Genomic DNA, 17,988 nt, shown 5'->3' with positions numbered 1-17,988 from the left:
CTGTCACTTCACGGACGGTGCCGCAAGTGTAGCCAATTATGTAGACACCCTCTGAAGGCCGGCTGTGCAGCGCAGGCGGCTTCCGGGGGCGCTGGCGCCGATCTTGCAACAGGGTCCACGCCCGTCCCCAGGGCAGTCCGGCCCCGTGCATGCCATCCACCTCCGCCCACAAAGCAGCAGTTTCGAGCGCGACCGGCGCGGATGCCGCACAGGCGCTGGCGGGGCTGCTGTCCGCACCCAGTCTTGAGGCCTTCGCACGCTGCCTGCTGGCCCTGCTGCCGACGGCAGCCGATGGCCCGCCGCCGCGCCTGCTGTACGCGCTGCGCTGGCCCGACGCCATTCACGCTGTCCCCGCCGGCGCCGAGGGCCTGGAGCTGGCCCTGGCCGAAGCCGCCCTGACCGCACCGGAAGGCCGCCAGCTCAGCCCCGACCGACGCCGTCAGGCGACCCTGCTGGCCGCTCATTCCGGCGGCGGTGCCGTGGTTCTGCTGGCCGCACCCGGCCAGCTGCCGCAGCTGCCGCATTGGCCGCTGGAGGCCCTGCTTCCGCTGCTGTCGGCGCGCCTGCAGGAGCTGATCGAGATCGCCCTGCTGCACGACAGCGTGCGCCAGCTGGAGCACACCGAACGCGTGCAGCGCGCGCTGTTCGCGATCACCGAGATGGCTGCCGAGGAAGAGGACCGCGCCGCCATGCTGCGCGGCCTGCACGGCATCGTCGGCGGTCTGATGTACGCCGAGAACTTCTACATCGCCCTGCACGATGCGCATGCCGGGACGGTCGAGTTCATCTACTTCGCCGACGCCCACGACAGCCGGCTCGCGCTGGAGCTCGACAAGCCGCGCCCGCTGGAGGACATGCGGCACGGCCTCACCTGGCATGTACTGACCAGCGGCCAGGCCCTGCGCGGCGACCTCAACGAGATCGAAGCGCAGGTGCGCGGCCGCGCACCGCTGCGCCGGCAGGGTGCGGAGGCCCGCCACTGGCTGGGCGTGCCGATGCTGGAAGGCACCGAGGTGCGCGGCGTGATCGCGGTGCAGACCTACAACGAGGCCGTGCAGTTCACCGCCGCCGACCAGGCCCTGTTGAGCTATGTCGGCAGCCACATCCTGACCGCGCTGGAGCGCCGTCGCTCGCGCGCCGAGCTCGAAGCCCTGGTGGCCGCGCGCACCGAAGAGCTGGCCCAGGCCAATGCCGTGTTGACCAGCGAGGTGCAGGAGCGCGAGCGCGGCGAGCGCCTGCAGGCGGCGCTGTACCGGATCGCCGAGCTGGCCGGCAAGGACATCGGCATCGCCGAGTTCTGCGCCGTCATGCACGCCATCGTCGGCAGCCTGATTCCGGCGCAGAACTTCTATATCGCGCTGGTCTCGGACGATGGCGGCACCCTCAACTTCCCCTACTTCGCCGATGAGACGCCCGGCGCACCGGTGTCGCGGCCGATGGGCAACGGCATCACCGAATACCTGATCCGCATCGGCGAGCCCCTGCTCACCGATCGCCCGGGCATCTACGCCCTGGCTGCCGCCGGCCACTGCGAGGTGATGGGCACCGCGGCGCTGTCGTGGCTGGGCGTGCCCCTGATTGGCGCGCGCGGGGTGATCGGCGCAGTGGTGGTGCAGAGCTATCGCCCGGAAGTGACCTACGGCGCCAACGACCAGAGCCTGCTGGCCTTCGTGTCCTACCACATCGCTTCCAGCCTGGAGCGCCGCCGCGCCGCGGCCGACCTGCGCGCCTCGCACCAGCTGCTGGAGCAGCGCGTCGAGCAGCGCACCCGCGAACTGCGAGAACAGATCCAGGCGCGCGAAGCGATCCAGGCCCAGCTCGAACACCAGGTGCTGCACGATGCCCTGACCGGCCTGCCCAATCGCGGCTACCTGCGCGATCGCCTGCAGCGCGTGCTGGGCCGGGCGCGTCGTCATCCAGGGCAGGAGTTCGCCCTGCTCTACCTCGATGTCGATCGCTTCAAGGTCATCAACGACAGCCTGGGCCACTCGGCCGGCGACGCCGTGCTGGTCGAGGTGGCCCAGCGCTTCCTCGGCTGCGTGCGCGAGAACGACGTGGTGGCGCGGCTCAGCGGCGACGAGTTCGCGATCCTGCTGGAGGACTACGTCGACCCCGACACCCCGACCCTGGTGGCCCAGCGCATCATCCAGTCGATGGCCGCGCCGATCGCCCTGCCCGAGAGCAGCGTGCAGCCCTCGGTCAGCATCGGTATCACCCTGGGCGGCGCCGACACCGCCGGCAGCGAGGAGCTGCTGCGCTCGGCCGACACCGCCATGTACCGGGCCAAGGCCGCGGGCCGCAACCGCTTCCAGTACTTCGAGGAAGGCCTGGAGCTGGCTTCGAAGGCCCAGCTCGCGCTGGAGCTCGATCTGCGTCAGGCGCTCGGCCGCTGCGAATTCGAGCCCTACTTCCAGGCCATCGTCGACCTCGACAGCGGCGCCACCGTCGGCTACGAGGCCCTGATGCGCTGGCGCCATCCGCGTCGCGGCCTGCTCGGTCCGGCCGAGTTCCTGCACGTGGCCGAGGACAGCGGCATGATCGAGGACATCGACTGGCAGGTCTTCGAGCGCGCCTGCCATGGGCTGGAGGCACTGGGCCCAAGCGCCGGGTTCGTCACCCTCAACGTGTCGCCGCGGCACTTCGGCAGCGAGGACTTTGCCGAGCGCCTGGTCACCATGATCGAGGCCCAGGGCCTGAGTCCTGGCCGCGTGCACATCGAGCTCACCGAGGGCACCCTGCTGCGCAATCCCGAGCGCGTGCGCCACGCCCTGGAGCAGCTGCATGCGCGCGGCGTGCAGACCGCGCTCGACGATTTCGGCACCGGCTATTCCTCGCTCAGCTACCTGCACCAGTTCCCGCTGCAGATGCTGAAAATCGATCGCAGCTTTGTCATGACCCTGCAGCAGGACGGCGCCGGCAGCGGCGAAGCCATCGTCACGGCGATCCTCGCCATGGCGCGTGCGCTGGACCTCGAAGTGGTCGCCGAAGGCATCGAGACCGAGGCCCAGCGCTCGCGTCTTGCCGAACTGGGCTGCAGGCTCGGCCAAGGCTATCTGTTCGCGCGACCGCAGCCGCTGGGGCCGCTGCTGGAGGCCTACCGCGCGGCGGCCGTTGGTTGAAGGCCGCGCCCCGGGCGGCGCGGTGAGCCCGATGCCCGTGGCTGAGACCGGGCAGTCGCATGCACCCTCGCACCGTCTTCAGGCGCCGCTGTGGACACTTCGCGCCGCGCCCCTGACAGAGCCCGCCGCATGTCCCTCGTCCACGGCCTCGAAACGCCCCTGCATGCGCTGGTGACCGGCGCCAGCAGCGGCATCGGCCTCGCCCTCGTCGCCCAACTGCTCGCGCGTGAAGACACGCATCGCGTGCTGGCGGTGGCGCGCAGTGCGGCCGATTCCCCGGCCCTGCGTGCGCTTGCCGAAGCCCATCCTGGACGCCTGATCCGCATTGACGTCGACCTCAGTGTGGACGCCGACCGCACGCGCCTCGGCGCGCTGGTGCGCGCCGAAGTCGACGCCCTGCATCTGCTGTTCAACGCCGCCGGACTGCTGCACGCCGAGGGCCTGCAGCCGGAGAAATCGCTGGCCCAGCTGAGCGAGTCGGCCCTGCAGCGCAGCTTCGCGCTCAATGCCTTCGCGCCGATCCTGCTGGTGCAGGCCCTGCTGCCGCTGTTCGACGCGAAGCAGCCCGGCGTGATCGCCAGCCTGTCCGCGCGGGTCGGCTCGATCGCCGACAACGCACTCGGCGGCTGGTACAGCTACCGCGCCGCCAAGGCGGCGCAGAACCAGCTCATGCGCACCCTCGCGGTGGAGCTCAAACGCAGCCATCCCAAGCTCGCCGTGCTGCAGCTGCATCCGGGCACCGTCGACACCCCGCTGTCGGCACCGTTCAAGGCGCGCGTGCCCACCGGCAAGCTGTTCACGCCGGAGCACTCGGCCACGCTGCTGATGCAGGTCATCGCAGCCAGCACCGCCGCCGACAGCGGGCGCTTCCTGGCTTACGACGGCAGCGAGGTTCCCTGGTAGGTCGCAGGCTGCGGTCGCGTGCACGCAGGCACTCACGACAGGCGCGAGCCAGCGAATTCAGACCCAGCGCAGGTCAGTCATGACGGCGCTTGGCGGCCGAGATGCTTTCAAGAAGCAGAACGCTCGGCGCATCACCCATTGCCGTCGCCCCCGCGAAGAGCCTGTCCTCGCGAAGAAGGGGACGGGGGCCCGGCGTGGCTTCCCGCACGCGCTCGAGTCCTGGATCCCCGTCCCCGCCTTCGCGAGGACAGGCTCTGCGCGGGGATGACGAATCCAAGTTTCTCCAAGATCAGCTGCACCGCGACGCCGCGCCCGAAATCTCTCAGCCCTCAAAAGTTGCTTCGCGATTCATGCGCCGCTTGGCAGGCTTGCGCGCATGCCAATCTCGATCCTTCACCGCACCATCGCTGCGGCCCTGCTTCTTGCGGCCACTGCTGCCGCTGCCCATGCAGCCGACAGCGCGGCGCCACCTGTCGTTGATCTTGACGCCTGCCTGCCCGAGCTGCGCGGCCGCGCTGCCGATTCCGGGCTTCCCGCGGCGCGCTTCGATGCGCTGATGGCTGAGGTGCAGCCGGACGCCAGCGTGCTGCCCCTGCTCGACGCCCAGCCCGAGTTCGTCACCCCGATCTGGGACTACCTGGCGGCGCTGGTCGACGAGCAGCGCGTCGCGGACGGCCATCGGCTGCTGGAGGGACACGCGGCCCTGCTCGACCGGATCGAGGCCGAATACGGCGTCGACCGCGCCTACGTGCTGGCGGTCTGGGGTGTGGAGAGCGACTACGGCCAGGCCACCGGCAGCCGCGAGCTGCGCAGCGCGCTGCTGGCCCTGTCCTGCGCCGGACGCCGCCAGCCCTTTTTCCGAAGCGAGCTGATCCACCTGCTGAAGCTGATCGAGGCCGGGGACCTCGCGCCCAGCACCGAGCGCCCGCTGCTGGGCTCCTGGGCCGGCGCCTTTGGCCAGACCCAGTTCATGCCTTCGACCTATACGCGCCTCGCCGTCGACTTCGACGGCGACGGCCGCCGTGATCTGGTCGACAGCGTCGACGATGCCCTGGCCTCGACCGCGAACTACCTGAAGCGCGCCGGCTGGCGCAGCGGTCAGACCTGGGGTGTCGAGGTGACCTTGCCCGAAGGCTTCAAACCCGCCGGTGGCCGCAAGGCCACGGCGCCCGTGTCGAACTGGCAGGCGCGCGGTCTGCGTCGCGTCGATGGAACGGCGCTGATCGACGCCAGCACTCCGGCCGAACGCAGCGCCGGCCTGCTGCTGCCGGCCGGCGTCGAGGGCCCGGCCTTCCTCGTGTTCCGCAATTTCGAGGCCCTGCACAGCTACAACGCCGCCGAGAGCTATGCGCTGGCGATCGCGCATCTGGCCGACCGCATCCGCGGCGGCGAGGGGTTCACCCGCGCCTGGCCGACCGACGATGCGGGACTCTCACGCGCCGAGCGCCGTGAGCTGCAGACCCTGCTGATCGCCCGCGGCCACGACATCGGCGAAGTTGACGGCCGCCTCGGCACGCGTTCGCGCGAAGCGATCAAGGCCGAACAATCGCGGCTGGGCTGGGAAGCCGATGGCCGCGCCGGCCAGAAGCTCCTGCAGGCGCTGCGTCCGTAGGGTTGGGCGTTGGCCCACCATGGGGCTCTGCGACTGTGCCGCCGCGCTCAGCACCGCGCGCAGTCTTTCATAGGGTGGGCCCCGGCCCACCATGGGCGCGACACTCGCGCCGGTCATCGCAGCTGTTGGTCGCGGTCGCCTCCCGCCACCTTATTCGCGCGACGGTGACGCCAATTCCGGACGTGCATGCAGCGGGAGCGGTCGAGCGTGCGGTGGGCCAGGGCCCACCCTATGGGGTTGAGGTCGTGCCGCCGCGCTCAGCACCGCGCGCAGTCTTTCATAGGGTGGGCCCCGGCCCACCATGGGCGCGACACTCGCGCCGGTCATCGCAGCTGTTGGTCGCGGTCGCCTCCCGCCACCTTATTCGCGCGACGGTGACGCCAATTCCGGACGTGCATGCAGCGGGAGCGGTCGAGCGTGCGGTGGGCCAGGGCCCACCCTATGGGGTTGAGGTCGTGCCGCCGCGCTCAGCACCGCGCGCAGTCTTTCATAGGGTGGGCCCCGGCCCACCATGGGCGCGACACTCGCGCCGGTCATCGCAGCTGTTGGTCGCGGTCGCCTCCCGCCACCTTATTCGCGCGACGGTGACGCCAATTCCGGACGTGCATGCAGCGGGAGCGGTCGAGCGTGCGGTGGGCCAGGGCCCACCCTATGGGGTTGAGGTCGTGCCGCCGCGCTCAGCACCGCGCGCAGTCTTTCATAGGGTGGGCCCCGGCCCACCATGGGCGCGACACTCGCGCCGGTCATCGCAGCTGTTGGTCGCGGTCGCCTCCCGCCACCTTATTCGCGCGACGGTGACGCCAATTCCGGACGTGCATGCAGCGGGAGCGGTCGAGCGTGCGGTGGGCCAGGGTCCACCCTATGGGCTTGAGGCGGCGCCGCGGCCCTCAGCGCTGCGCGCTGATCCGCGCGAACAGTGCGCCGCCAAGCACACCCGCCAGGGTGAACAGTGCGATGCCGAGTGTCCCGCGCGCGCCGGCGATCACGCTCATGCCGAGCAGGGCGTCCATCGTCAGCAGCGCGGTGAGAATTGCCGCACCGCCGGCCAGCGCATGCAGCCAGGGTCCGAGCTGCCTGGCATAGCGACGGATCAAGCCCGCCGCCAGGAAGGCGATCAGGAACCCGCCCGCCACGATCGCCGCATAGGTCGGTGCGAAGCCGAGCAGGTCATGGCCGATCGCCGACAGGCGCAGGCCGAAGGGAATCTCCACGCCCATCGACGCCAGTCCCGCATGCACGCGCAGGGTCTGGATCAGGCTGGACAGCGCGGCGGTGGCCAGCACCGCCAGCACGAAGCCGGCAAGACGGCGCTTCATCGAAGCACCGCCTGCACCTCGAAGCAGGACTTACTCGCCCAGGGCCTCACGCATGAACTCCGGCAGCACCAGCGCGGCGCGATGGATGTCGACGTTGTAATAGCGGGTCTTGAAGCTCTTGCTCTGCGCGCCGCGCTCGCGGAAGCCGGCGATCTCGCCGCCCTTGCGCGCCATCGTGCAGCTCCACCAGCCGGTGGGGTAGCAGGGCTGCGGGAAGGGCAGGGTCTTGACGTCGGAGAAGCCGGCCGCCTTCAGGTGGTGGCGCATGGCCTTGATCAGGCCGATGTGGCCGAGCGGCGACTCCGACTGCTGCACCAGCATGCCGCCCGGGCGCAGGGCCTTGAGGCAGGACACATAGAAGGCCTCGTTGAACAGGCCTTCGGCCGGGCCGACCGGATCGGTAGAGTCGACGATCACGATGTCCACGCTCTCGGGCGCGGCTTCCTTCATGTACTTGATGCCGTCGTCCCACATCAGGTGGGCGCGCGGGTCGGCGTTGGCATCGCACAGTTCGGGGAAATACTTCTCCGCCATCCGCGTGACCTGCTCGTCGATATCGCACTGCACGGCCGACTCGACTTCCTTGTGCTTCAGCACTTCGCGCAGGGTGCCGCAGTCACCACCGCCGATGATCACCACGCGCTTCGGATTGCTGTGGGTGAACAGCACTGGGTGCGACATCATCTCGTGGTACAGGAAGTTGTCGCGGGTGGTCAGCATCACCGCCCCGTCGATTAGCATCAGGTTGCCCCAGTCGGTGGTCTCGAAGATTTCGATCTTCTGGAACGGCGACTGCACCTCGTCGAGCTTCTTCGTCACCCGGAAACCGATGGAGGAACCCAGCGGTTCGAAGTTCTCGTAGTACCAGGTGCTGTCGCTGCTCATGGGCGGGTCCGGGGCATGGTCATGTTGGAAGTCGCGGATTGTACCGGAGGGCCGTGACGAGGTCCGTCGGGGACCCGCCGAGCCTACCCACCGGTATCCGCCCGCCGGTAGACGGGAGGCCCGGCGGTCTTCACCACGATCCGCGACAGCCCCGCCGGCATCTGGTCGTAGTCATACACACTCAGCGTGCCGGGAAGCTGCAGACGCTGCGAAAGGGCCTGCAGCGCGTTCTCCGGCAGCAGCCGGAACCAGCGCCAGTCGACGACCAGCACGAAATGTGGCGGCCCCAGCGGCTGCGGCAGCTGCTTGCGCACCAGCCAGACGCGCTTGATCCGCCGGTCTTCGCGCAGCTGCCCAAGCAGGCGGGTCAACGCATCTGCCTCAAGGCCATGCGGCTGCAGCAGGTCGCCGGCCTGGAGCCCGGTCCGGGCCCTGGCATCCTGCCGGAGCTGCGTGTCAAAGGCTTCGAACTCGGTCTGCAGGGCGCGCGCCGCGGCCGTGTCGCCACGACGCAAATGAAAGGACTCCAGCAGGGGCAGGGCCTCGAAGCCAAGGTTGGGATCCAGCCGCAAGGCGGCCTGCAGATGATCGAGGCAGCGCGGATCCTCGCGTTCCTGCAGGGCGCGCCCCAGGGTCAGGCGCAGCAGCGCATCCTCGGGGCAACGTTCCGCCGCGGTGAGCAGCGGAACCAGTTCGCCGCGGCCCTCGCCCTCGATCCACTGCAGGCGCGCGTGCTCGGCCAACTCGGCGTCGCCCAGACCTTCACCACCAGCAATCCTGGCCTCAAGCGCCTGCAGGCGTCGGCGTTCCTCTTCGGCCTGTTCGAATCCTGCCTTCCAGTCCTCGGCCATCCACGCCTGGTGTTCGATGGACCACTCCCGCATCAGCCGCGCTTCGAGCGCGTCGAGCAGCCCGCTGGCGGGCCGGCGCACGCGCGGAGGCAGGTGGATGGGCGGCTCGATGCCTGCAGCGCGCAGTCGTTCCCGCAGCGAGGGGTGGGTCTCGCGCGGGCCGGCGGCCTCGCGCAGCAGCCGGGGCAGCTGCTCGGCGTCCTCCGGCCCTGGGCTCAGCTGGCGCCGCATTTCCTCGAAGTAGTCGTCGATCGGCTCGGGCCGCCGCCGATTGAGCCGCTGCAGGGCGGGCAGGAAGCTGCGCTGCCAGCGCGACGCGGCCAGCGCGATCAGCAGCAGCGCTTCGCCCGCTGCCTGCGGGCCGGCCAGGCGCAGCGCGCAGGCGTCAGCCACCTTCTCATCCTCGCGCGCCAGCACGAAGCTGTAGGCCTCGAAGTAGGGCTCGTACCAGTCCAGGAAGAGCACGACCGGCAGGGCGGAGATCATCCGCTGCGTGTTCAGGGCGAAGTGCACATGGCCCCAGGTCTGGCGCAGCCGATAGATCCAGCCCGCCAGGCGGCCGCGGCCACCGTGGAAATGGCCGAGTTCATGGGCGATCACCGCCCGCAGTGCGTCCGCTTCCAGCTGCTGCATCAGCGGCAGGCCCAGCAGCAGGTAGTGGCGGCTCCAGGGCAGGCCCAGCACCCGCGGCAGGCTGACCACTGCCGCGTTCAGCTCATCGGTGATGACGATGCCGGCAAGACGCGGCGCCCCTGCCGCCACCCGCAGGTCCTCCACCATCTCGCGCAGCCGCGGCGCCTCCTCGCGCTGCAGCAGATGGCCGATGGGCGGTGGAATACGCAGCCACAGCGCCCGCAGCGCCAGCAGACCGAGCGCCAGCACAATCAGCGCCCAGCCGTCCGCGAGCGAGGCCAGGCCCTGCGCCCTGACGCGCACGACCGTTGCTCCGAGACACAGCGTGGCCAGCAGCAGCGGGCTGACCACAGCGGCAAACCCTGCAAGGCTGAGCAGCACGAGCTTGACGCGGTAGCGCAGGGGGTATCGCTTGAGCTCCACCTGCAGCTGCTCGACGAGGGCGATGTGGCGGGTCGAATCCATCGGTGTCCGTACGCGTGATCGCGCCACTTGGGAGATGGCCCGGCAGCCTGCCCGTGACATCGGCAGGGCTGCAAGCCTCTGCACGCCCTGTCGTCCCCCGGGGTTTAAACTGTGCGGCCTTCACTTCCTGCCCGCTGGAGCCCGCCGCCCATGAGCGAGTGGTCGATCGACCGCGCCCGTCGCACCTACGCTGTCCCGCACTGGGGCGAGGGCTATTTCGACATCGATGCCGATGGCGGCATCGCGGTGCTGCCGCGCGGCGGCGAGGGCCCGCGGATCGCCCTGCCGGCGGTGGTCGATCAGGCCCTGGCGACGGGCATGAAGCTGCCGCTGCTGCTGCGCTTCTCGGACGTGCTCGGCCATCGGCTGGGCCGCCTGCAGGCGGCGTTCGCGCACGCCATGCGCGAGCTGGACTACACGGGCGGCTACACCGCGATCTATCCGATCAAGGTCAACCAGCACTACGGCGTGGCCGGCGAGCTGGCCGCCCACGGCGGCGAGGGCTTCGGGCTGGAGGCCGGCTCCAAGCCCGAGCTGATGGCTGTACTCGCCCTGTCGCGGCCCGGTGGCGTGGTGGTCTGCAACGGCTACAAGGACCGCGAGTACATCCGCCTGGCCCTGATCGGCCGGCGGCTGGGCCTTGAGACCTACATCGTGGTCGAGAAGGCCAGCGAGCTCGAGCACATCATCGAGGAGTCGAAGGCGCTGGGCGTGCGGCCCGGCCTTGGTGTGCGCATGCGGCTGGCCAGCCTCGGCGCCGGCAAGTGGCAGAACAGCGGTGGCGACAAGGCCAAGTTCGGGCTGTCGCCGCGCCAGCTGCTCGACCTCGTCGAGCGCCTGCGCGGCGCCGACATGCTCGACTGCCTGGAGCTGCTGCACTTCCACATGGGCAGCCAGATCTCCAACGTGCGCGACTTCGCTGCCGGCATGCGCGAAGCCACCCGCTACTTCGTCGAGGTCAGCAAGCTCGGTGCGCCGATCCGCTACATGGACGTCGGCGGCGGCCTCGGCGTCGACTACGAGGGCACCCGCTCACGCGGCAGCTGCTCGATCAACTACGGGCTGGAGCAATACGCCAGCACCATCGTGCAGCCGCTGGCCGAGGCCTGTGCGGAGCATGGCCTGACGCCACCGAAGGTGATGACCGAATCCGGTCGCGCGTTGACCGCGCACCATGCACTGCTCGTGGCGAATGTCTCCGAGGTCGAACCGGCGCCGGAAGGCGCGGTGCCGCCCGCGGCCGAGGCCGAGCCGGCGGTGATCCGCCACCTGCGCGAGACCCACGCCGCGCTGGATGAGCGCCCCGCGCTCGAGCTCTACCACGAGGCCCAGCACTACCAGGCCGAGGGTCAGGCCCTCTACGCCCTGGGCCAGCTGGAGCTGGCCGAGCGTGCGGCCATCGACGACCTGTTCTACGCCATCGCCCACGGCGTGCGCGCCCGCCTCGACTACGCCGAGAAGGGCCATCGCGCGGTGCTGGACGAGCTCAACGAGCGCCTGGTCGACAAGTACTTCGTCAACTTCTCGGTGTTCGAGTCGATCCCCGACGTGTGGGCGATCGACCAGATCTTCCCGATCGCGCCGATTCACCGCCTGAACGAAGCGCCGACCCGGCGCGGGATCATCGCGGATCTGACCTGCGACTCGGACGGCCAGGTCGAAACCTACGTCGACAGCGGCGACCTCGACAGCAGCCTGCCCCTGCACGTGCCGCGTGCAGGCGAAAGCTATCGGCTGGGCATCTTCATGGTCGGCGCCTACCAGGACACGCTGGGCGACATCCACAACCTGTTCGGCGACACCGATGCGGTGAACGTGCGCCTGACCGGCAACGGCTACACGCTGGAGCGCAGCCGTCGCGGCGATACCGCGGACGTGATGCTCGACTACGTCGGCTACAGCCTGTCCGACCTGCGCCGCCGCTACGGCGCGATGGTCGCTGCCGCCGATCTGCCGGCGGAAGAAGCGCTGCGCCTGTCGGCCGCGCTCGAAGCCGGCCTCACCGGCTACACCTATCTCGCGGACGAAGCCAATGGCTGAGGCGCCAAGGCGCTTTCCGCACCGTGCACTCGGCGGAGTTGCCTGAACCGCAGCCCCGCTTGAGCGGCTAGCATGCTCAACCCTGGGGCCAGCGCGCGCATCCCTGCGCTGCGCTGCCATGGACAGGCGGGAGTAGACGGATGCAGACGCGGCGATCCTCGCTGTGGCGTTCAACCTGGGCTGAGCTGCGCCGGCGCCGCGTGACCCGCGTCGGCGCGCTGTATGCCGTCGTCGCCTGGCTGGTGCTGCAGATCGCCGAGATCACCTTCGAGCCGCTCGGCCTGCCGCCCTGGGCCCTGACCTGGACCGTGCTCGGCGCGGTGCTGGGTCTGCCGGTCGCCCTGGTATTGGCCTGGTTCTTCGATGTCTCGCCCGGCGGTCTGGTGCGCGAGCGCCGCGTCGGCGCGGCGGCGGGCCGGCTGTTCGCCGTCTTCGTCGTGCTGCTGACGGTGCTCGGCACAGGCTGGTGGCTGTCCGAGGTGTACCGCCCCGATGCGGGCGAATCGGACGCTGCACCGTCCGCCGCGTCCTCCGGCGCTTCGGCCCGCAGCGCACTGCCGTCCAATGCCATCGCCGTCCTGCCCTTCGACGACATGAGTCCGCAACGCGATCATCGGCATCTGGCCGATGGCATCGCCGAAGAACTTCTGGACCGCCTCGCGCGCCTGCAGGGCCTGCGCGTGGCCGCGCGCACCTCGTCCTTCGCCTTGCGCGACTTCGGCGGCACCGTGCAGGACATCGGCCAGCTGCTCGGCGTGCGCTGGGTGCTGGAGGGCTCGGTTCGCCGCGACGCCGGCCGCGTGCGCATCACCGCCCAGCTGATCGATGCCGACAGCGGCTACCACGCCTGGTCGGAGACCTACGAACGCGCGAGCGCAGACCTGTTCGCCCTGCAGGACGAGGTGACCGCGGCGATCGCCCAGGAGCTGGAGCGCCGCATCACCGGCGTGGGCGGCGATACCCTGGCCGATACCGGCACCCGCGACCCCGAGGCGCTGGAGCTCTACCTGCGCGGCCGTCAGGCCTGGCGGCAGCGCAGCCCGGCCACGCTCACCGAGGCGGAAGCGCTGTTCACGCAGGCCGTGGAGCGTGACCCGGACTATGCCCGCGCCTGGAGCGGGCTCGCCGATGCCTATCTGCTGCAGGGCGACTACGGTCTGCGCCCCGTGCACGAAGCCGTCGCCCTGGCCGAGCCCGCCGCGGTCCGCGCGGTCACCCTCGACCCGGGCCTCAGCGAGGCCTGGGCCAGCATCGGCCTGCTGCGCTCGTCGGCCGGCCAGCCCGGACCCGCGCGGCGCAGCCTGGAGGAGGCGATCCGGCTCGATCCGCGCAATGAGATGGCGCGCATGTGGCTGGCCGGCGTCCTGGGTGACCAGGGCGATGTCGCCGAGCAGCGCCGCGTGCTTGAACAGGCGATCGAGCTGAATCCGCTGGAGCCGGTGATCAACGTGAATCTGGCCGCGCTGATGACCGCCTCCGGCCAGCCGGACGCGGCGCGCAGCCTGCTCGAGCGCGTGCTGGCGATCACGCCCACCGACCCGCAGCTGCTGCGCGCGCTGGCCAACATCGAAACCCAGAGCGGTCATCTCGATCGTGCGTTGGAACTCGCGCGCCGCGCGCACCGCAGCGATCCGACCGCACCGAGCACCGTTTCCACCCTCGTGCAGGCGCTGGCGGCGCTGGAAGCCTGGGACGAGGCCCAGGCACGGGTCGACGCCCTGCCCGAGGACAGCCCGTATCGCTGGGCGCTGGGACAGGGCTTGATCCTGCAGCGCGGCGGTGACTCCCTGCTGCCCGCGGTCGCGCAGCGCGTGGAAGTCCTGCGTGAAGGGGGCGGCGCGCTCTCCGCGCAGGATCGCGAGCTGCTGGTGCAGGCGGCGACGGTTCGCCTTGCAAGCTCTCCCGACGAGGCCATCGATCTTCTGCGCCGGCTGGTGCCCGAACCGGCCGCTATGGAGCGCAACGTCAGCCTGCTCGACGCCGGCAGCCTGCTGGTCACTGCCCTGGAACGGCAGGGCCGCACAGCCGAGGCAGACGCACATCGCGTCGTCCTTGCCGAGTCGGCGCGGCGCTTTCTCGATCGCCCCGAGGAGACCGCCCAGCTGGCGTTCTCGCGTGCCTTGATGGCCGAGTTCCTGGGCCAACGACAGCAAGCCCTGCAGTCGCTGGAGCGCGCAATCGAGCTCGGCTTCCGTCAGGCCTGGCTACTGCGCTACGACCCGCGGCTCGCCGCGCTGCGTCGCGATCCCGGCTACCCGGCGCTGCAGCAGCGACTGGACGCGGAAGTCCAGGCCGCGCGCGAGCGTGCGGGGCTGTCGCGCTGAGCGCACGGCGGCGCTGCATCGCCGTGCCGGTCTTCCCTGGAATGCCCGAGCTCGCGAGCGACCGCCTTCGGCCGTGGCGGCAAGGACGCAGGTGCCCATCCGCCAAGCCTTTACCCGGGCACGGGCGTCGGTTCACCATCGCGTTCCCTCGCATGCATGGAGTTCCCCGCGGATGAAGACCGGTTTCATTGGCCTTGGTGCCATGGGCGCGCCGATGGCGGGCCACCTCCACGCCCGCGGACTGCTGACGGCGGTCGGCAACCGCACCCGGGCGAAGGCGGATGCGCTGGCGACGGAACTCGGCGTGCGCTCGGCGCACTCGGCCGCCGATTTCGCCGACTGCGAGGTGGTGCTGCTCTGCGTGTCCGAAGACGCCGACGTGCTGCAGAACGTTCAGGCCCTGCGCGAATTGCTCAAGCCCGGCGCGCGCGTGGTCGACCACTCCACCGTCAGCGCCGACACCGCGCGCGAAGCCGCCCGCCTGCTCGCCGAGCGCGGCATCGGCTTCGTCGACGCGCCGGTCAGCGGCGGCGCCGAAGGCGCACGCAACGGCAAGCTCTCGATCATGGTCGGCGGAAGTGCCGAGGATCTTGACGCCGTGCGCCCCGCGCTCGAGGCCTACGCCCTGCGCATCACCCACATGGGCCCGACTGGCGCCGGCCAGTGCACCAAGGCCGTCAACCAGGTGCTGGTGGCCGGCATCAACGAGGCCGTCTGCGAAGGCCTGGCACTCGGCGAAAAGCTCGGCCTCGACCCCGACAAGCTGCTGCCCACACTCGGTGCCGGTGCCGCCGGCAACTGGTTCCTCGACAAGCGCGGCGCCAGCATGCTGCGCCGCGAGTACGTGCCTGGCTTCAAGTGCGCCCACCTGCTCAAGGACCTGCGCATCGTGCTCGGCATGGCGCAGAACGCTGGCGTCAACACCGCGGTGATCGAACAGGCCCTGGCCGACTACGCCCAGCTGGTCGAACGCGGCCTGGGCGATGCCGATACCTCGGCGCTGATCGAGTTGAAACGGCAGGGGTGATCTACGCCGGCAGTGACGCTGCTCACGAAACTGCTCTCGTATGAATTCGCTCTCGCAGGTTGGGCCAGGCGCAGCGCGGCCCAACGGTGTGGCGTTTGCGCTTCAGGCAAGCGTTTGGCGTGCGGTGTTGGGCCGCGCTGCGCCTGGCCCAACCTGCTGAGTGGCGCTGTGCACATGCGCGTCTTCGTCCAGTTCTTCCGATGAACGCTTGCTCCGAGCTACGCTCCGAGACACGACCAGATCGAATCGCAGTGTATGACCGAGACTCCCAGCCGGCCCGTTCGAAGCGAGTCTAGGCTTGCCCCGCATCGGTTGGGAGCTTGCAGCTTGCCCCTTATGGCGCTTGCGATACTTCTCCAGCATGCCGGTACCCCAGTAGCAGTGGCGCAGCAGCGCGACCCACTGCGATTTGCAGCGGTCAATGGTGGCGGCGCTCTGAGTCTCCTGCATGTGTCCGAAAACGCGCTGCGCTTCGAGATTGAGCCCGCACTCGCTAGCTTGTCAGAGGACTGCGTCAGAAGCGGAACCGCGGTGATCACCGCCGATCCGAGCATGGACCCGGAGGTCGACGTCTCGCCCGAAGGTGAGGCCTACGCCTCGCGGGCCTTCCTGTTCGAGGGCGAGAGCCCCTGCATGCTGTCGCTGCGCGTCGAGCTGCCGCCGAGCCGCTGGCTGCGCGTGCAAGAGTTCCGCTGTGAGGCAAACGATTGCACTGAACGCGGCGCGTGGTTTCTGCGCGCGGCAGTGCGCTGATGCGCAGCCGACACCTGACACCATGAGTCCGCACGCTCAGGCAATTGGGCTCGGCGCCTGGGCATTCCTGGCGTGCGCCAGTGCTGTAGCCGCGGGGCAGCGCCACGCGACCGCGGGCACGCTGCACTTCGATGGAGTGGGTGGCGATGCTCGCATCGAAGTGTTCGCTCTCGACGAAACGCAACTGCGCTTCCGCTGGCTCGCCCCGCTGGCTGGCGATCTCGCTTCCTGTGCAAGTGAAGGCGAGGCCAGCGCCATCGCCCCGTCCTTCGCTGACCCTGAGATCGAGGATGGGCCGGACGACGAAGTGTTCGCGGGTCGCGAGTACTGGCACGCGCCTGATACCGACTGCATGTTGAGCCTGGTCATCGAACTCGAGCCTGCGCGCTGGCTGCGGGTGAAGCGCCAGGACTGCACTGGCGGGAGTAGCTGCGTGCCGACAGCAACAGGTCTGTTTCGGCGCAGTGGATCGGTCGATGGAACTGAACAGGCCACCCCGGCCGATTCGCGGTAGGCGGGCACCGAAGGCCCAGCTGCCGCGCGAGGCGGACTGGCGCCCGTCTGTCGAGCTGCGCAGACTCTGCGCCGCGCCTTCGCGAACCGATTGAACCCGGATGGACCCTTTGGCTCTGCTTGTCGGCTTTTCCCTCGGTGCGGCCGGGCTACTCATGCTGGCGCTGGCGACTGCGTATCGCGGCCTCGACCTGCCGCCGCAGTCGCGGGTGGCGGGCTGGGTGATGCTGCTGGGGCTCGCGCATACGCAGTGGTCGCATCTCGGCATGGTCGAGTCGATGGCCGCAATGCCGCTGACGCGCAGCTATGTCCTCGTGCTGTTCCTGCAGTCGCTGGGCTTCTACTGGCTGCTGCTCGGCCTGCTGCGGCGGCGCGAGGACTGGCGGCGCTGGGAGTGGAGCCTGCCGCTGCTGGTGCTGGCGGCGGGCGCCTTGATCCCGCTGGCTTGGGCGATTCCACTGGCGCTTGGCATGGGCACCGTCTTCGCCCTGCATCTCGCCCTTCTGCTGTACCGCCTGCGCGCGCTGCGGCGCTGGTTCCGGCTGGAGTTGCCGGTGATGCTGGTGTTTGCGCTGATGGGCGGGACGATTGGCATCGCTGGGGTGTGGGCACCTTTTGGTCTGGGCTGGCCAGCCTATGTGCAGATCTATGCCTGGATGATCGCGCTCGGCTTCTTCGGTGTGCTCTGGCTGCTGCTGGCGGTGCCGGACATCGCCAGCAAGACCCAGGAGGCAGTGGCGCAGAGCTATGCGCAGAGCACCCTGGGTCGCGTCGACGTGGCCACCAAGCTCACCGAGCTCACTCGACTCTTCGAGGTCGAGCGGGTCCACCGCGATGAGGGCCTGAGCCTGGCCCGCGTTGCGGAGCTGATGGGCCTGTCGACGCACCAGCTGTCCGAGCTGGTCAATGCGCATCTGGGCATGGGCTTCTCAAGGCTGGTACGCCAGCACCGCGTGCGCGATGCGCAGCGGATGCTGGTCGAGGAGCCCCGCGCCTCGGTGCTGTCGGTCGGCCTGGCGGTGGGCTTTGCCTCGCAGTCGACCTTCTATGTCGCCTTCAAGGACGAGCTGGGCGTGGTGCCGGGGCAGTACCGCAAGCAGGCGCTGGGGGCGGGGTCGGACTAGGAACGGGGGAAGGTTCGCTCCCGCCAGCGCGAACGCTTTGCGCGCTCATGGGGCGGGGCCTGACCCACCGCACCTCGCCTCAGCCGCAAGCTCTTCGCCCGGCGGTCAGATCGTGCGGGCGGGGATTTACGCCGCAGGTCGAAGCTTGTGCGATCGACGCGAGCGTCGAGCTCCGGTGGGCCAGGGCCCACCCTATGGGTTCCGGATGATCTTTCTGGAAGTCCGTAAGTCGTTGATCTGATTGCATCGTTCGCGTGTCATGTTCCGCTTCGATCGTTCAGGAAGCCGGACGGCGTTGGGATGTCGACGCTGGCAGCCAAGCCCGCTGCCGGACCACCCCCATGCTGCGTTTTCGTTCCCCGCCAGGTTCAGCACGAGTTCGCGCAGCTTCCACTGCTGCCTTTCTTGCAGTGGACAGCGGAC

The 17,988-nt window shown here is 69.7% G+C and carries 12 protein-coding genes; 9 read left to right on the top strand and 3 right to left on the bottom strand.

All coding sequences use genetic code 11. The annotated features are described in order from the left end of the window. Positions 1-149: 149 nt before the first annotated feature. The 3 genes from Q0654_RS10335 (at position 150) to Q0654_RS10325 (ending at position 5,634) form a co-directional block, all read left to right on the top strand. On the top strand, positions 150-3,119 hold the full coding sequence (locus Q0654_RS10335) for a GGDEF domain-containing protein (protein ID WP_298853472.1): 2,970 nt from the start codon (positions 150-152) through the stop codon (positions 3,117-3,119). A gap of 129 nt (positions 3,120-3,248) precedes the next feature. Beyond that, a complete protein-coding gene (locus tag Q0654_RS10330; RefSeq protein WP_298853470.1) occupies positions 3,249-4,022 on the top strand; it encodes an SDR family NAD(P)-dependent oxidoreductase in 774 nt (257 codons plus the stop codon). Between the two features lie 376 nt (positions 4,023-4,398). After that, a complete protein-coding gene (locus Q0654_RS10325) occupies positions 4,399-5,634 on the top strand; it encodes a lytic murein transglycosylase (RefSeq protein ID WP_298853468.1) in 1,236 nt (411 codons plus the stop codon). 887 nt (positions 5,635-6,521) lie between these two features. Here the strand turns inward: Q0654_RS10325 and Q0654_RS10320 are convergent. The 3 genes from Q0654_RS10320 to Q0654_RS10310 all read right to left on the bottom strand — a co-directional run bounded on the left by Q0654_RS10320 (position 6,522) and on the right by Q0654_RS10310 (position 9,784). Further along, the gene (locus Q0654_RS10320) at positions 6,522-6,950 is read right to left on the bottom strand and encodes a hypothetical protein (RefSeq protein WP_298853466.1); all 429 of its coding nucleotides are present in this window, start codon (positions 6,948-6,950) and stop codon (positions 6,522-6,524) included. 30 nt (positions 6,951-6,980) lie between these two features. Beyond that, positions 6,981-7,835: a polyamine aminopropyltransferase gene (speE, locus tag Q0654_RS10315; RefSeq protein WP_298853463.1), complete on the bottom strand. Its 855-nt coding sequence runs from the start codon at positions 7,833-7,835 to the stop codon at positions 6,981-6,983. 83 nt (positions 7,836-7,918) lie between these two features. Next, a complete protein-coding gene (locus Q0654_RS10310; protein WP_298853460.1) occupies positions 7,919-9,784 on the bottom strand; it encodes a M48 family metallopeptidase in 1,866 nt (621 codons plus the stop codon). A 150-nt stretch (positions 9,785-9,934) separates the two neighbouring features. Here Q0654_RS10310 and speA point away from each other — a divergent pair, with 150 nt between their 5' ends. From speA to Q0654_RS10280, 6 genes are all read left to right on the top strand, one after another. Continuing rightward, positions 9,935-11,824: a biosynthetic arginine decarboxylase gene (gene speA / locus Q0654_RS10305; RefSeq protein ID WP_298853457.1), complete on the top strand. Its 1,890-nt coding sequence runs from the start codon at positions 9,935-9,937 to the stop codon at positions 11,822-11,824. A gap of 140 nt (positions 11,825-11,964) precedes the next feature. Beyond that, complete coding sequence (locus tag Q0654_RS10300) at positions 11,965-14,148, top strand: tetratricopeptide repeat protein (RefSeq protein ID WP_298853455.1); 2,184 nt, start codon at positions 11,965-11,967, stop codon at positions 14,146-14,148. A 172-nt stretch (positions 14,149-14,320) separates the two neighbouring features. Then, positions 14,321-15,175, top strand: coding sequence for an NAD(P)-dependent oxidoreductase (locus tag Q0654_RS10295; RefSeq protein WP_298853450.1), 855 nt, complete (start codon positions 14,321-14,323; stop codon positions 15,173-15,175). A 531-nt stretch (positions 15,176-15,706) separates the two neighbouring features. Further along, positions 15,707-15,928 carry a hypothetical protein gene (locus Q0654_RS10290; protein WP_298853448.1) on the top strand — a complete coding sequence of 74 codons (222 nt, stop codon included), beginning with the start codon at positions 15,707-15,709 and terminating at the stop codon, positions 15,926-15,928. A 22-nt stretch (positions 15,929-15,950) separates the two neighbouring features. Further along, positions 15,951-16,442, top strand: a complete 492-nt coding sequence (locus Q0654_RS10285) for a hypothetical protein (protein ID WP_298853446.1) — start codon at positions 15,951-15,953, stop codon at positions 16,440-16,442. A gap of 100 nt (positions 16,443-16,542) precedes the next feature. Next, entirely contained in the window at positions 16,543-17,565 is a 1,023-nt protein-coding gene (locus Q0654_RS10280; protein WP_298853445.1) for a helix-turn-helix domain-containing protein, read from the top strand. Positions 17,566-17,988: the final 423 nt, after the last annotated feature.

The organism is uncultured Aquimonas sp. (assembly GCF_937888285.1).
Classification (GTDB): Bacteria; Pseudomonadota; Gammaproteobacteria; order Xanthomonadales; family Xanthomonadaceae; genus Aquimonas.
This window is presented reverse-complemented; position numbering and strand designations above follow the sequence as displayed.